The sequence below is a fragment of the Paenibacillus sp. IHBB 10380 genome (genome assembly GCF_000949425.1).
GTDB lineage: Bacteria > Bacillota > Bacilli > Paenibacillales > Paenibacillaceae > Paenibacillus_AQ.
Genome location: NZ_CP010976.1, coordinates 813,059 through 828,399 on the forward strand (window position 1 = coordinate 813,059; position 15,341 = coordinate 828,399).

Below are 15,341 nucleotides of genomic sequence, written 5' to 3' on the forward strand. Positions count from 1 at the left end.
CTATGGCTTCGAAGCAACTATTTACTGAAAAATCATTGTCAACTAAAAACAAAGGACTTAAGTATAGCGTGACGGCACGCTATACTCTGTTTTTATTTCTAGTGGTGTTATTCTATATTAGTCTCGCACCTCAACTATTGCCTGAACGATATGATATTCAGGTCGGGACACGTAGTGAGAAAGAAATTACGTCTCCCATGCAACTTCCGAATAATAAAGCGACATTGAAAGCGCAGGAAGAGGCAGCTGATAAGGTACAGCCCATGTATAGCATCATTCCATTACGTAACGACAGCTTAGCTGTGCAAATTCTTGATCGAATTGATCGCTTAAATCAGGATGACCAGGTATCTAGTCAAGATAAAGTCTCTATTTATCGACAAGAAATTCCTCAGCGGGCACAGGATTTCGTTCAGAATTTCGTGAACTCCAATAAGAGCTCGGATACATACTCGACCAAGCTAATCGATGAAATGCTTCAAGTCATTAACCAGCAAACCTATCGCATCCCAGAAGAGACATTTATTAAGATTCCAAGACTCAGCAGCGAGGATATTCAGGAGATGAAGCCTGTTGCGCGAGAAATCGTCTCTAAACTAAACAATGATCAGGTAATCGATGCTCAGACTGCAAGAGCTAAAGTAGCGGAACTGGTGAGTACAAGTGCTCTTAGTCAACGAACATCCAGAGAAGTAGTGCAGGAAATTGCACGACTAGCGATTACAGCAAATAAATTTTATGACGATGAGAAGACGAAGGAAGCCAAAGTACAGGCACGTGAGAATACAGCGACTGTATTTGTTAAGCAAGGAGATATTCTAGTCAATAAGGGACAGATGATAACGGAGGAGATCTATACGCTCTTAGCTGAGAATGAGCTTCTCAAGAATCAAGTTAATTATTGGCCTCAGCTTGGGTTGCTTATGCTTTCCGCTTTGCTTTCTTTTGGATTATATATGTTTATTCGGCATTTTAGTACCCATACATTTAAATATAATAATGCCCAATTACTAATGCTTGTTGTTATCTTCACGATCACGATTGTATCCATGAATGTCATAGGTATTATTCAAAACAATGTGAGTTTTGATATCGGGTTTCTAGCCCCTGTAGCTGTAGGTGCCATGTTAGTCACATTACTGCTGGATATGACACTTGCTTTCTTTTGTACGATGGTTTTTAGTGTTCTCTCAAGTATCATCTTGAATGTGAACCAGGGTCAAATGTTTGATTTTAATGTTGGATTTTTTACTATGACCGTTTCCTATGTTGCAATATTTGCCATTCATCGAGCGAGCCAACGTTCTTCTTTGCTTAAGGGTGGGATTATGGTAAGTCTCTTCGGATCATTAGTTGTCTTCATTCTGACACTTATTGATGCTGGGGAATGGAATCAGATTCAAATGTTGTATACGATTGGATTTGCGTTTGCGAGTGGCTTATTGACAGCCATCCTTGTTATCGGACTCATGCCGTTTTTTGAAGTCACATTCGGTATTTTGTCTGCCTTGAAGCTTGTGGAATTATCCAACCCTAATCATCCTTTGTTGCGGAAGTTACTTACAGAGACGCCAGGGACTTACCATCATAGCGTTATGGTCGGTAATCTGTCAGAAGCTGCTGCGGAAGCAATCGGTGGGGATGGACTGTTGTGCAGAGTAGGTTCCTATTATCATGATATTGGGAAGACTAAACGCCCAAGTTATTTCATTGAGAATCAGAACAACATGGAGAATCCGCATGATTCAATTGATCCTAAATTGAGTAAGTCGATTATCATTGCTCATGCTAGAGATGGTGTGGAAATGTTGAAGGACTATAAGCTTCCTAAGCCCATCAGGGATATCGCGGAGCAGCACCACGGGACGACATTCTTGCATTTCTTTTATCAAAAGGCACTTAAAAAAGCAGAAGAACAGGGCAAAGAACCGGATTTCACGGAGCTTGATTTCCGTTATCCAGGTCCCAAAGCCCAGTCTAAGGAATCTGCTGTGGTAGGGATTGCGGATAGTGTAGAGGCAGCGGTACGTTCGCTACGAAATCCAACGGTGGAGCAGGTCGAGACGATGATTGAGAAAATTATAAAAAGTCGGCTGGATGATCATCAATTCAACGAATGTGATCTGACCTTGAAGGAATTAGACATCATAGGTAAAACGCTCAAAGAAAGCGTGATGGGCATATTCCATTCGCGAATTGAATATCCAGAAGAAATAAAGAAAACATCTTAGGGCAGAGAATTTATCATGCCAAGAAGGAGTGTTTAATATATGAGTCTACAACTTGCTTGGAATAACGAGCAGAATGAGCTGGAAATTAGTGATTCTCTCATATCTATGCTCGATGCGGCCTTGCAAAAAGCAGGGGAGTCTGAAGGTATATTAGGTGGTGAAGTGGAATTAACATTTGTAAATGATGATCAAATTCATGAAATGAACCGTGACTATCGTGGCATCGACCGACCTACAGATGTGCTCTCATTTGCAATGAATGAGTCTTTGGATGATGAATTGGAGATCGTCTACGAATTGGAAGAAGGGGAGGAACTGGATTCCGTTCCAGATGTGCTCGGAGATATTATTATCTCTGTGACACGGGCTAAATTACAAAGCGAAGAATATGGACATTCGTTAGAACGAGAAATAGGTTTTCTATTTGTTCATGGCTTCTTGCACCTTCTTGGGTACGATCATCAGGATAAAGCTTCTGAGGATGAAATGATGGGCAAGCAAGAGGCGGTTCTATCTCAAGTTGGATTAAGTAGGTAATGGCGATGAAATCCTTCCTATCTTCATTTAAATTTGCAACGGAAGGGATTTTTTATGCTGTTAAAACGCAAGTAAACATGAAGGTACATGTTATAGTTGCAGTGGTTGTCATTGTCGCTGCTGCCTACTTTCATGTATCCTCTGTTCACTGGTTATTTCTACTTCTTGCGATTACACTTGTGATGATGGCTGAACTATTTAATACGGCAATAGAAGCCGTTGTGGATAGGACCTCACTTGAGATTCATCCTTTGGCTAAGGCTGCCAAAGATACTGCCGCAGGAGCTGTGCTTCTTACTGCGGCTTTTGCCGTGGTTGTTGGAATTGTTGTGTTCTATAGACCCATTATAAATTTATTTACGGGATAGTATCCGATTTAGGGATTCTACTTGAGCACGTTTAAGTTGGTTAATTTGGAGGAATGATAATGGATTCTACAACTTTACTTCAAGAAGCAATGAAAGCACGAACAAAGGCATATGTTCCCTACTCTCATTTCGCTGTCGGGGCAGCGCTAGTTGATGCTGATGGACAGATACACTATGGTTGTAATGTAGAGAATGCAGCGTATGGCCCTTCAAACTGCGCTGAGAGAACAGCATTCTTCCGTGCCATCGCTGACGGACATCAAGCGGGTAGTTTTAAGGCTCTGGCTGTTGTAGGGGATACAGATGGTCCTATCGCTCCATGCGGTGTTTGTCGTCAGGTCATGATTGAGTTATGTGACCCCGACATGCCAGTTATTATGGGTAATATGAAAGGTGACATCCGTGAAACAACGGTAAGAGATTTACTTCCAGATGCATTTGGACCCTCTAATCTGGAAAGAACTAAAGGCTAAGTAAAAGTTGAAAATTTAGGCTCTACAGTATAATCAGTGCTTGCTGAAAATAGAATTTTATGCTGATAGTAGCACAGAGGATGGAATTGCCCTGGAGAAGCGTAGTGTTTGCCTAAAAGCTTTCCTTTGGAAAGCTACTTTGGAAGCATACGCCTTTGCCCCTGCACTTTAACCGCAAACAGCGGTAAATTCAAAGAAAATTGAGGGCAACTGCGATTCGGTTGGACAATTCATCCGCGCAGCGGTTATTTATCAATACTCATTTTCAAGTACTGATTTTAGTGTTGGGCTAGGTTAAGACGCAATAATTTATAGATAGATGGATTTTACAGGAGGATGTTATTGTAATGGCAAAGGTTAAATTTAAATCAGGTTTTGTCGGTATTGTCGGCAGACCCAATGTAGGTAAATCAACACTTATGAACCAAGTGATTGGACAGAAAATAGCGATCATGTCAGATAAACCACAGACGACACGAAACAAGATTCACGGCGTATATACGACAGAAACTTCTCAAATCGTATTTCTGGATACACCCGGGATTCACAAACGTCAATCTAAGCTTGGCGATTACATGAATCAGACGGCGCTTAACACCCTGGGTGAGGTTGAAGTTGTGTTATTTCTTGTAGATGCTTCTGAGGGAATGGGTGGGGGAGACCGGTACATTGTAGAACAAATGAAGAATGTTAGAACGCCAATTATTCTAGTATTGAACAAGATTGATCGGATTGACCCACCTGCTTTATTACCGCTTATTGAAGGATATCGTAAGTTGTACGACTTCGCGGAAATTATTCCGGTTTCAGCTAAAAACGGAAACAATGTGAGTACTTTATTAGGGCAACTTGATAACTATTTACCGGAAGGTCCACAGTATTATCCAGCTGATCAAATTACGGATCACCCAGAGCAATTTGTCTGTGCTGAGCTCATTCGGGAAAAGATACTCCGCTTAACGCGTGAGGAGATTCCCCACTCTATCGCTGTTACTATTGAGGCTATGAGTGTTGAGGATAATGGTGTCGTGAACATCTCGGCCGTTATTTTCGTTGAACGTGATTCGCAAAAAGGGATTGTCATCGGTAAACAAGGTGCTCTGCTTAAGGAAATTGGTCAATTGGCACGTCATGATATCCAAAACTTGCTTGGATCCAAAATCTTTCTTGAATTATGGGTTAAAGTTAAAAAAGATTGGCGCAACCAAGATCGGGTTCTCCGTGATTTAGGCTTCCACCGCGAAGTATAACATCTTTTCCCGTTTGTCAGGATTTGCAACACATATAATGCAGGACATCGCACATGCTAACTTCGAAGATGCAAACGTCATTTCCGAAGAGAGGATGAATACGAATGCGAGATTTCTCGTGGAAGTATTTTGCAATGACTGGAGATGTCGATGCTTACTTGCTTTTCAAAGAAGCAGGCAGCACGATAAGTGATGAGATTGCTGACAGCACTGTAGTGGAAGAGATGGTAAATTATGAAGAGAATGAATGAATGGTTGCTCCGTGAATGGTTGGGTGAAGAATCATGCTATACAGGGTGGAAGGTATCGTCATCCGCAGCATGGACTACGGTGAAGGGAACAAAATCATTACGCTTTGCACCGAAAACACGGGTAAAATAGGAGTATTGGTCAGAGGAGCAAAGAAAGTAAAGAGCCGACACGCTGCCTTGACACAATTATTTACGATAGGTGAGTATGTATTTTTTAGGACAGGAACTGGCTTGGGCACGCTGAATGCAGGTGAGATTAATGAATCTCATCACCGTTTAAGGGGAGATCTCACCATGGCTGCATATGCTTCCTATGCGTGCGAACTACTTGATCGTATTGTTCATGATGAGGAGACAGGTAGCTTCTGGTTTCAGCAGCTGAAGGCTTGTCTTACAGCTCTGGAGGAAGGTAAAGACCCCGGTATTATTCTCAATATTTATGAGATGAAAATATTACAAACTGCAGGTTATGGGCCACAAATGGATACTTGTATTTCTTGTGATCAGGAACGAAGTGACGATCAATTGTTACTTAGTCCAAGACTCGGAGGGGTACTGTGTAAATACTGTAAACATCATGATATGCAAGCTATGACGATGAGTTCGCGTGCGCTTAAGTTATTACGTCTGTTCTCAAGACTTGATTTGAGGAAGCTTGGAAATATTGATGTTAAAGAAGAGACTAAGGTGGAGTTAAAGATGATGATGAGAGCTTTCATTGATCAGCAACTTGGACTTAACCTAAAGTCTAGAAATTTTTTGGATCAGATGGACAAGTACGGAATATAATCGTTGATTATAGTTTGACAATCGTAAATTACTAATGGTACGATATTCATCATATACTTGATTTCATGATTTATGCATTGAACGAGAAAATAGCGGATTAGTATCCTACATGATTAGCGAGCTGGGGAAGGTGAAAGCCCGGTGGAAGGATATCCGTTAAATGGCAACTCGGGAGCATGATATGAATGAGTAAAAGTGAATTGCGACATAAGTCTTAAGGACTTAGCCGTAATTAAGTAGGGTGGAACCGCGGGGAATATCAGTTCTCGTCCCTATGTCTGTACAGCAGGCGTAGGAGCGAGGGCTTTTTGCTGTGCAGAGGTCGGAAATGATCGCGAAATCGAGATTGAAAATAAGCAAAGGAGTGTGACACTGATGAATTTTCAACAAATGATTCTAACACTGCAGCAGTTCTGGGCAGAACAGCAATGTATTATTGTCCAGCCGTATGATACGGAAAAAGGGGCGGGGACGATGAACCCCATGACTTATTTGCATTCTATTGGTCCTGAGCCGTGGAATGTTGCTTATGTAGAGCCTTCACGCCGACCAGCAGACGGACGTTATGGAGAGAATCCTAACCGACTCTACCAGCATCACCAGTTTCAAGTTATTCTCAAGCCTTCACCAGACAATATCCAGGAAATTTACTTAGAGAGTCTAAGCAGACTTGGGATTGATCCTCTTAAGCATGACATTCGATTCGTTGAGGACAACTGGGAAGCACCAACATTAGGAGCATGGGGACTGGGCTGGGAAGTATGGCTTGATGGTATGGAGGTTACTCAATTTACGTATTTTCAGCAAGTAGGTGGCATTGATGCTAGTCCAGTGGCCGTTGAGATTACATACGGAATGGAACGCCTAGCTTCTTATATCCAAGATAAAGAAAATGTATTCGATTTAGAGTGGGTTAACGGTATTACTTATGGAGATGTATTCCATCAGGCAGAATATGAACATTCTAAGTATTCTTTTGAAGTGTCGGATGTTCAAATGTTGTTAACACTGTTCAACATGTATGAAGAGGAAGCCAAAAGAGCTATGGAAGAGCACTTGGTATTTCCCGCCTATGACTATGTATTGAAATGTTCTCATACGTTTAATTTACTTGATGCTCGGGGTGCCATTAGTGTCACAGAGCGTACAGGATATATTATGCGCGTACGGAACTTGGCACGCCAAGTGGCTGCTACTTATTTAGAAGAACGTGAGAAACTGGGCTTCCCGCTTTGTAAGAAAGGAGATGTTCAACTTGGCTAAGGATCTACTATTTGAAATTGGATTAGAAGAAATACCTGCAAGGTTCATTCGTGCTGCGATGGAGCAACTTGAAGATAAATTCATCAAATGGCTTACACAATCTCGAGTTTCCTATGGTGCGGTTAAAGCTTATGCTACGCCACGCCGCCTAGCTGTATATGTACAAGGGGTTGCGGAGAAGCAGGAAGATGTACAGGAAGAAGTAAAAGGTCCATCTCGCAAAATTGCTCAAGATGCCACAGGCGCTTGGAGTAAGGCGGCTTTAGGGTTCGCACGTAGTCAAGGTGTCGATCCTGAACAGTTCACATTCAAAGAGTTGAACGGTGTGGAATATATATACGTTACTAAGAGCAGTGTCGGTGTAGAAACCTCCACTATTCTTTCTGAGGGATTACTTCATATTGTATCCTCCATGACTTTCCCTAAAAATATGCGTTGGGGCAACCATGAATTTAAATTTGTTCGTCCTATTCGCTGGCTTGTAGCTCTATTTGGTTCAGATATAATTGATTTGGATATAACTGGAGTAAAAGCCGGAAACATAACACGGGGACATCGATTCCTTGGAGGCGAAGCGGTAATTACAGAAGCTTCTTCATACGTTGAAGTGCTTCGTGAACAATCCGTTATTGCTGATGTTAATGAGCGTAAAGAACTCATTGTGAAACAGATCAAATCTCTTGCTGCAGACAAGAATTGGGAAATCGCAATGAAGGAAGATTTGCTAGAAGAAGTGTTGTTTCTTGTAGAGACGCCGACAGCCCTTTACGGAACCTTTGATCCTGACTTTTTAGAAATTCCACAAGATGTGCTTATAACATCTATGAGGGAGCATCAGCGGTATTTCCCAGTCTTAAACGATCAAGGTCAATTGTTGCCGTTCTTTGTTACTGTCCGTAATGGTGATAGCAACTCAATCGACGTTATTGCTAAAGGAAATGAGAAGGTTCTACGTGCGCGCTTGTCAGATGCGAAATTCTTCTATCAAGAAGATCAGAAGTTACGCATCTCGGATGCCCTGTCTAAGCTTGAGAACATCGTATTCCATGAAGAGATTGGAACGATTGGCGATAAAGTTCGTCGAATTCGTCGAATAGCAGATAGCCTAGCAACTACGTTAGAGCTCTCAAATGATAAGGCAGAATCGGTTAGCAGAGCAGCGGAAATTTGTAAATTTGATCTCGTGACACAAATGGTATATGAATTTCCTGAATTGCAGGGTGTTATGGGGGAAGATTATGCGCGTAAAGCGGGTGAGAAAGAGGATGTGGCTAGAGCCGTATTCGAACATTATCAACCTCGATTTGCGGGTGAAGAAACCCCTACTTCTATCGTAGGTTCATTAGTTAGTATTGCTGATAAAATTGACACGATTATTGGATGTTTCTCTATTGGGATTATCCCGACAGGTTCACAGGACCCTTATGCACTTCGTCGTCAAGCACAAGGGATCGTGCAAATTATGTTGGCACAAAAGCTTCCAATTACTTTGTCCCAGTTAATAAGTATCACATTAGAGGTTCATGAGAGCCTCCGTAAACTGAAACGCCCTGCGAATGAAATTCGTAGCGATGTATTAGAATTTTTTGGGCTTCGTGTCAAGAAAATATTATCAGAGCAACTTCGTTATGATGTCGTGGATGCCGTGATTTCATCAAGCTTTGATGACATTGTATCCGTAGTATCACGTGGTGAGTCACTGATGAATGCTGTGACTCATCAAGAAGACTTCAAAACAACGGTAGAATCCTTTAATCGTGTTAGTAATTTAGCAGGTAAAGCTGAACCTACCGTCATCAATGAGGCTCTTTTTGAAGAAGAGGGTGAGAAGGATCTTTATCAGGCTTGGAAAGCTGTTACTGAACCCTATCATACGGCGCTCGTGCAACGTGATGCTGTTGAAGCATTACAGTCGTTAGGCCGGATTAGTGGAGAGATTACTAAATTTTTCGATTCCGTTATGGTTATGGCTGAAGATGAGCATGTTAAGAATAATCGCTTAGCCGTACTAGCCGAAATTGATAAAGATTTGAAGAAATTCGCTGACTTTACGAAGCTAGTGTGGTAATGACTTAAAATAAAGGGGTATATATATACGGAATAATGTTCCTTATATGCCCCTTTTATTTTCTTTTTAAGAAGTTTGGCATAGATGAAGAAGGATTTTAACTATATGAACGCGTATATTATATATACGAGAAAACACATTTAGGTGAGAATAGGTGATATTCTGGCTGAGATTCTGAGTCATCGTATTGTTGTTGACGGGGATGCTTGTCCTGTCAAACAAGAAATAGGAGAAACTGCCCGCCGCTTTAATATTCCCGTGATTATGGTGTCATCTTATGATCATCTTATTCGGGAACAAGAAGGGGTTACTACTGTTCAGGTTGATCGAAGTGATCAAAGTGCGGATCTTTACATTGCCAATCATATTTTGTCAGGTGATGTTGTGGTTACACAGGATTATGGACTAGCGGCTTTAGCTTTGGCCAAAAGATGTTATGTGATTTCCTTCCGAGGGATAAGCTATGGTAATGACGAGATAGAACTTATGCTCGATCGTAGGCACCATCAGGCTAAAGCCCGAAGAATGGGGAAATACTCTAAAGGTCCGAAGCCAATCACAGCAGAGGATAAAAAATTTTTTCAACACAATCTGACAAAACTTTTGCTACAGTTGCAGGAGAATGTCCAACCATAGCGAATTATATTTACGTGCTAAAGAGATGAAGGTGGTAAGGTTGAGTGCCGGACAAGGCAATATACCAGAAAAAATCATCGACGCTGTATTAGAGCATCATGATATCGTGGATACGGTAAGTAAATATGTTCATTTAACGAAACAAGGAAAGTACATGAAGGGCCTTTGTCCGTTTCATTCGGAGAAAACTCCTTCATTCACAGTGACACCAGACAGACAAATTTTTTATTGTTATGGCTGCGGTAAAGGTGGAAATGCCATCAAGTTCATGATGGAAATCGAAGGATTATCTTTTCCTGAAGCTGTGAAGATCATGGCAGAAGAGAGTCATATTGTGGTGCCAGAGATTCAGGGATCTTCGGCTGTATCACATAATCCAGAGAGAGAACGGCTGATACAAGCGTATGAATGGTCAGCTAAATTCTATCATTATCTGCTTAAGAATACAGAGCACGGTAAGCCTGCAATGGAGTATTTGCGATCCAGAGGATTCACTGATAAACTCATTGATCAATTTCAGATTGGGTATGCACCGGACTCCTGGAATACCTTAGTTCAATTCCTTACCAAGCGTTCATTTGATCTTGAAGAGATGGAAAGAGGAGGCCTGTTGTCAACTCGTAGTGATGGTAGCGGCTGTATTGATCGTTTTCGTGATCGCGTCATGTTTCCGATAACGGATAGGAACGGTAAAATCATTGCTTTTGCTGGTAGAATACTTGGTGATGGACAGCCCAAATATTTGAACTCCCCTGAAAGTAAGCTATTTAACAAAAGTCGCACCTTGTACAATCTACACCAATCGAAGAGTGCTATTCGTAAATTAAGGCAAATTGTTCTTTTTGAAGGCTATGGAGATGTCATTTCATCTTGGGAAGCGGGAGTACACAATGGTGTAGCAACGATGGGGACTTCCTTAACAGAAAGTCATACTGCAATGATCAAAACTATGGCCGATGAAGTATTGGTATGTTTCGATGGGGATCGTGCAGGACAAGCAGCAGCAATGAAGGTTATTCCCTTACTTGAAAGTGCTGGATTGAACATTAAGATATGTGTGTTAAGTGATGGGCTAGACCCTGATGGATTCGTGCAAAAGTACGGCGGCGAAAGATATATGAATCAAATTATTGAGGGCGCCGTTTCCACTACGAAATTTAAACTTATATATCTCAAAAAAAACCATATACTGCTAGAAGAAGATGGAAAGATTTCGTATATGAAAGAAGTCCTTCCGATCATTGCCGCTTTACCATCCTCGACAGAGAGGGAAGTATATTTAAGGGAATTATCTTCTGAACACCATCTTTCTTATGAAAGTCTTAAGCAGGATTGCAACTTGATTCGGCAACATATGCAAAAAAACATGCAGGATGGGGATAATATTGAGCAAGAGTGGAATAATGGTAGGCATAAAAAAGGGAAAGCCCCAGCACCTATTTTATTACCTGCTTATCATACCGCTGAGCGAAGACTCCTCTCCTTAATGCTTCAGGATGCCGAAGTTGCACGTTATGTGGGAGAACACCTCGGAGATGCTTTTAACATTGATGATCATGCAGCTATTGCTGCTTATCTATATGCCTATTATGCACTAGGCAAACAACCGGATATCAGCCGTTTTATGTCATCGCTTCATGACGATCAGTTGGAGAAGACACTCATTTCTATCTCCATGATGGATACACCTCGTGATTGGAATGTCCAGGTTCTTGATGATTGTATTCGAGAAGTTCTTAAAGTTCCTCAACAACAAGAGATTGATCAGAAAAAAGAAGAGATGATGAGTGCAGAACGTTCTGGTGATTTTTTACGTGCGGCACAAATTGCAAGTGAGATTATAGCCCTAGAGAGGCAGTAATTGAGATGGTTACATGGTTGTTTCTAGGGAGGAGGGAGTCGAATTATGGCGAATGATCAGCATACTGAGATAGAGACAGAATTAACGCTTGATCAAGTGAAAGACCAATTGATTGAGCAAGGTAAAAAGAGGTCCACGCTAAACTACAAGGACATTATGGAGAAGTTATCACCATTCGATCAAGATCCTGAGCAAATGGAAGAATTTTATGAACATTTGAGCGATTTGGAGATTGAAGTTGTCAATGAGAACGATGAGGAAGTGAATACTCTTCGTCCTAATGATGACTCTGAGGGTCGTGAAGGTGACGAGATGAGTTTCGATGATGATATATCGTTGCCCCCAGGTATCAAGATTAACGATCCTGTGCGGATGTATCTCAAAGAAATCGGTCGTGTACAATTATTATCGGCAGATGATGAGGTACAATTAGCGAAACGTATTGAAAATGGTGATGAAGAGGCCAAAAGACGTCTTGCTGAAGCCAATCTACGACTCGTAGTTAGTATTGCTAAGCGCTATGTAGGACGTGGAATGCTGTTCCTCGATTTAATTCAGGAAGGTAACATGGGGCTTATCAAAGCTGTTGAGAAGTTTGATCACACTAAAGGATACAAATTTAGTACGTATGCAACCTGGTGGATTCGTCAGGCGATTACGCGTGCGATTGCAGACCAAGCACGAACAATTCGAATTCCTGTGCATATGGTAGAAACGATTAATAAGCTGATCCGTGTATCACGTCAACTTCTACAAGAATTAGGTCGTGAGCCAGCACCAGAAGAAATTGCTCTGGAGATGGAGCTAAGCGTTGAAAAGGTACGGGAGATTATGAAGATCGCTCAAGAACCCGTCTCACTCGAAACACCAATCGGGGAAGAGGATGATTCACATTTGGGAGATTTCATTGAGGATCAGGAAGCCTTGGCACCCGCAGATGCTGCAGCTTATGAGCTTCTCAAGGAACAGCTTGAAGATGTATTGGATACGTTAACTGAACGTGAAGAGAATGTACTTCGACTTCGTTTCGGTCTAGATGATGGACGTACAAGAACGCTGGAAGAGGTCGGTAAAGTGTTCGGAGTCACGCGTGAACGGATTCGTCAGATTGAAGCTAAAGCTCTTCGTAAATTACGTCATCCAAGCCGCAGTAAAAGGCTGAAGGATTTTCTCGAATAAATCGTTATATTGGACCTTCTGCAGCTATTTAGGCAGCAAGGTCTTTTTTCTAGGGTAAGATAAGCCTTGTCATTGTGATAGACATAGAAAGGTATTTCTTTCTTTTGGTATTTTTTCCTTGATTTGTATTGTTTGTTTTTATTTTAGCTCTTTTCCTTGGCCAATGCAAATCATTACGGCATTAATTATGGTAAGCACATGTTATGGTTTTGCAGGTGCATATCGTTTACGCTTACCTTTATTAAGCCTTTTGTTAGCTGGGACTGCTAGTTTAATGATGATGGGGTTTGGCGTATGGCTCATAGCGACCTAAGCCATAGCTATATTGATCCCTATCCTTATTGGTGGCTGTGGTGCGATATGGGCATTGCTAGGGCATGTGCTACGCATTGGATTAATTCATTATTGCGGATTAGGGCCTTGAAGTAGATGTCTTGTTGTTTCATCAGATAGAGATGCAAAATATATGTTTCTAGGTATCATTAAAGTGGTATCCGCTTTAGCGGTACTATTCTTTACAAGAAAAAAATGGATTGCGTGGGTGGCAACATGAAATTATCAAGAAGATTACAATATATTATGGAACAACTTCCTCATGGAAGCAGACTTGCTGATATCGGGTCTGACCATGCGTTATTACCTGTAGCTGCTATTAAGAGTGGCAGGGTTATTCAGGCGATTGCAGGTGAGGTTAATGTAGGTCCACTAGATGCTGCATCTAAGCAGGTATTAGCAGCCGGACTTAAAGACCAAATATCGGTTAGACTTGGAGATGGACTAGAGGTCATAGCTGCTGGAGAAGTGGATGTTATTACGATAGCGGGTATGGGTGGAGGACTAATTTCAAGTATTTTGAACAGTGGACAAAATAAGCTACAAGGGGTGAAGATGCTCGTACTTCAACCTAATGTAGGTGAGGATATATTACGGCGATGGTTACTGGACAATCACTGGGTACTAACATCGGAACATATTATGGAGGAAGATCGTAAGGTCTATGAAGTGTTGACAGCTGTCCCAGTGTCTGGTGATTACGATCAATCTAACGAGGATCTATATCGTGAGTATACGTTACATCATGCCACTGCACCCGAAGTAGAGGTTACGATGTCCACATTGCTCCGTATGGGACCATGGCTTTTGAAGAATCCCAATCCGATATTTATTGCAAAGTGGATGTCAGAAGTTCTTAAATTAGAGCGTATATTAGAATCCATTAATACATCTAATTTATCATCATCAGAAGAAAAGTCTAAAGAAGTATCGGAGGAAATCCAGCAGATTAAGGGGGTGCTTGCATGTTTGCAAAAGGACAGACTGTAATTCAATTCATGGAGCAGCTTGCTCCTAAACACTTGGCTGTACCTGAAGATAAAATTGGTCTTCAATTAGGTAGTTTGCAAAAAGAAATTCAGAATGTCTTGATCGCTTTAGATATTAATGATGAAGTGGTGGAAGAAGCGATCAAGCTTAATGTCGATCTAATTATTGCACATCATGCGATTATATTCCGGCCACTTAAGCAGCTACAGACCGATACACCGATGGGTAAAATATATGAAAAGCTAATCAAACACGACATTTCCGTCTATATCAGCCATACTAATCTCGATATAACGGAAGGTGGTATGAACGACTGGATGGCGGAGGCACTGGGGATTGAGCAGGGTGTACCTCTTGATGAAGTGCATACAGAGCAGCTTTCTAAGCTCGTCGTTTTCGTTCCTAAGAGTCATCACCAGCAAGTATTGGATGCCATTCTAGGGGCGGGCGCAGGCCACATTGGTAACTATAGCGATTGTAGTTTTAGTAACGAAGGATATGGAACCTATAAGCCTCATGCGGGAACTAACCCTTATCTAGGGACAGAAGGTAAACTTGAAACAGCTGAAGAAACACGTATTGAAACGATTGTGCCTCAGAGCATCCGAAATAAAGTAGTGCAAGCTATGCTAAAAGCACACCCATATGAGGAAGTAGCTTATGATCTATATTCTTTGGATCTTAAAGGCAGGACCTTTGGTTTGGGTAGAGTAGGGAAGTTAAAAGCTGCGATGTCACTATCTGAATTTGTAGAAGTTGTCAAAAAAAATCTACAAGTCGATCATGTACGTGTCGTTGGCGATTTGAATCGTTCGGTGCGGAAGGCGGCAGTGCTTGGAGGGTCAGGAAGTCGATATGTCTCTCCTGCAATATTTAGAGGCGCAGATGTATTGGTAACGGGAGATATCGATTACCATACAGCACAGGATGCATTAATGGCGGGAATTGCCCTCATTGATCCTGGTCATAATGCAGAGAAAATTATGAAATCTAAAGTGGCTGAATGGATGGAACATAAGCTTCAGGAAAAGAAGTATGAAACGAAGGTACATGTATCTGTCGTTAATACGGAAACTTTCCAATTTATGTAATACGTGCATTTAGGGTTGTAT

Annotated in this window: 14 protein-coding genes; all 14 read left to right on the top strand. The window is 41.5% G+C overall.

The window, feature by feature from the left end; translation table 11 throughout:
• Nucleotides 1-2: 2 nt before the first annotated feature.
• The 14 genes from UB51_RS03460 (at nucleotide 3) to UB51_RS03520 (ending at nucleotide 15,320) form a co-directional block, all read left to right on the top strand.
• On the top strand, nucleotides 3-2,231 hold the full coding sequence (locus UB51_RS03460) for an HD family phosphohydrolase (RefSeq protein ID WP_044876093.1): 2,229 nt from the start codon (nucleotides 3-5) through the stop codon (nucleotides 2,229-2,231).
• A 39-nt stretch (nucleotides 2,232-2,270) separates the two neighbouring features.
• Nucleotides 2,271-2,768 (top strand): rRNA maturation RNase YbeY, encoded by a 498-nt coding sequence (gene ybeY, locus UB51_RS03465; RefSeq protein WP_044876094.1) that lies wholly within the window; start codon nucleotides 2,271-2,273, stop codon nucleotides 2,766-2,768.
• Nucleotides 2,768-3,136, top strand: coding sequence for a diacylglycerol kinase (locus UB51_RS03470; RefSeq protein ID WP_044876095.1), 369 nt, complete (start codon nucleotides 2,768-2,770; stop codon nucleotides 3,134-3,136). Before ybeY ends, UB51_RS03470 begins: the two co-directional genes overlap by 1 nt.
• 59 nt (nucleotides 3,137-3,195) lie before the next feature.
• On the top strand, nucleotides 3,196-3,609 hold the full coding sequence (cdd, locus tag UB51_RS03475; RefSeq protein ID WP_044876096.1) for a cytidine deaminase: 414 nt from the start codon (nucleotides 3,196-3,198) through the stop codon (nucleotides 3,607-3,609).
• A 347-nt stretch (nucleotides 3,610-3,956) separates the two neighbouring features.
• Complete coding sequence (era, locus tag UB51_RS03480; RefSeq protein WP_044876097.1) at nucleotides 3,957-4,859, top strand: GTPase Era; 903 nt, start codon at nucleotides 3,957-3,959, stop codon at nucleotides 4,857-4,859.
• Between the two features lie 104 nt (nucleotides 4,860-4,963).
• Nucleotides 4,964-5,110: a YqzL family protein gene (locus UB51_RS26810; protein WP_082063019.1), complete on the top strand. Its 147-nt coding sequence runs from the start codon at nucleotides 4,964-4,966 to the stop codon at nucleotides 5,108-5,110.
• Nucleotides 5,111-5,143: 33 nt separating this feature from the next.
• Complete coding sequence (gene recO / locus UB51_RS03485) at nucleotides 5,144-5,899, top strand: DNA repair protein RecO (protein WP_044876098.1); 756 nt, start codon at nucleotides 5,144-5,146, stop codon at nucleotides 5,897-5,899.
• A 375-nt stretch (nucleotides 5,900-6,274) separates the two neighbouring features.
• Entirely contained in the window at nucleotides 6,275-7,162 is an 888-nt protein-coding gene (glyQ, locus tag UB51_RS03490) for a glycine--tRNA ligase subunit alpha (RefSeq protein WP_044876099.1), read from the top strand.
• The gene (gene glyS / locus UB51_RS03495) at nucleotides 7,155-9,230 is read left to right on the top strand and encodes a glycine--tRNA ligase subunit beta (protein ID WP_044876100.1); all 2,076 of its coding nucleotides are present in this window, start codon (nucleotides 7,155-7,157) and stop codon (nucleotides 9,228-9,230) included. Before glyQ ends, glyS begins: the two co-directional genes overlap by 8 nt.
• A 150-nt stretch (nucleotides 9,231-9,380) precedes the next feature.
• Nucleotides 9,381-9,866 carry a YaiI/YqxD family protein gene (locus UB51_RS03500; RefSeq protein WP_234405621.1) on the top strand — a complete coding sequence of 162 codons (486 nt, stop codon included), beginning with the start codon at nucleotides 9,381-9,383 and terminating at the stop codon, nucleotides 9,864-9,866.
• Nucleotides 9,853-11,727, top strand: coding sequence for a DNA primase (gene dnaG, locus UB51_RS03505; RefSeq protein WP_199924981.1), 1,875 nt, complete (start codon nucleotides 9,853-9,855; stop codon nucleotides 11,725-11,727). The genes UB51_RS03500 and dnaG overlap by 14 nt, the downstream gene beginning before the upstream one ends.
• 45 nt (nucleotides 11,728-11,772) lie before the next feature.
• Nucleotides 11,773-12,906, top strand: a complete 1,134-nt coding sequence (gene rpoD / locus UB51_RS03510; protein WP_044876101.1) for an RNA polymerase sigma factor RpoD — start codon at nucleotides 11,773-11,775, stop codon at nucleotides 12,904-12,906.
• 549 nt (nucleotides 12,907-13,455) lie between these two features.
• Nucleotides 13,456-14,229, top strand: coding sequence for a tRNA (adenine(22)-N(1))-methyltransferase (locus UB51_RS03515; protein ID WP_044876102.1), 774 nt, complete (start codon nucleotides 13,456-13,458; stop codon nucleotides 14,227-14,229).
• Nucleotides 14,205-15,320, top strand: a complete 1,116-nt coding sequence (locus UB51_RS03520) for a Nif3-like dinuclear metal center hexameric protein (protein WP_044876103.1) — start codon at nucleotides 14,205-14,207, stop codon at nucleotides 15,318-15,320. Before UB51_RS03515 ends, UB51_RS03520 begins: the two co-directional genes overlap by 25 nt.
• Nucleotides 15,321-15,341: the final 21 nt, after the last annotated feature.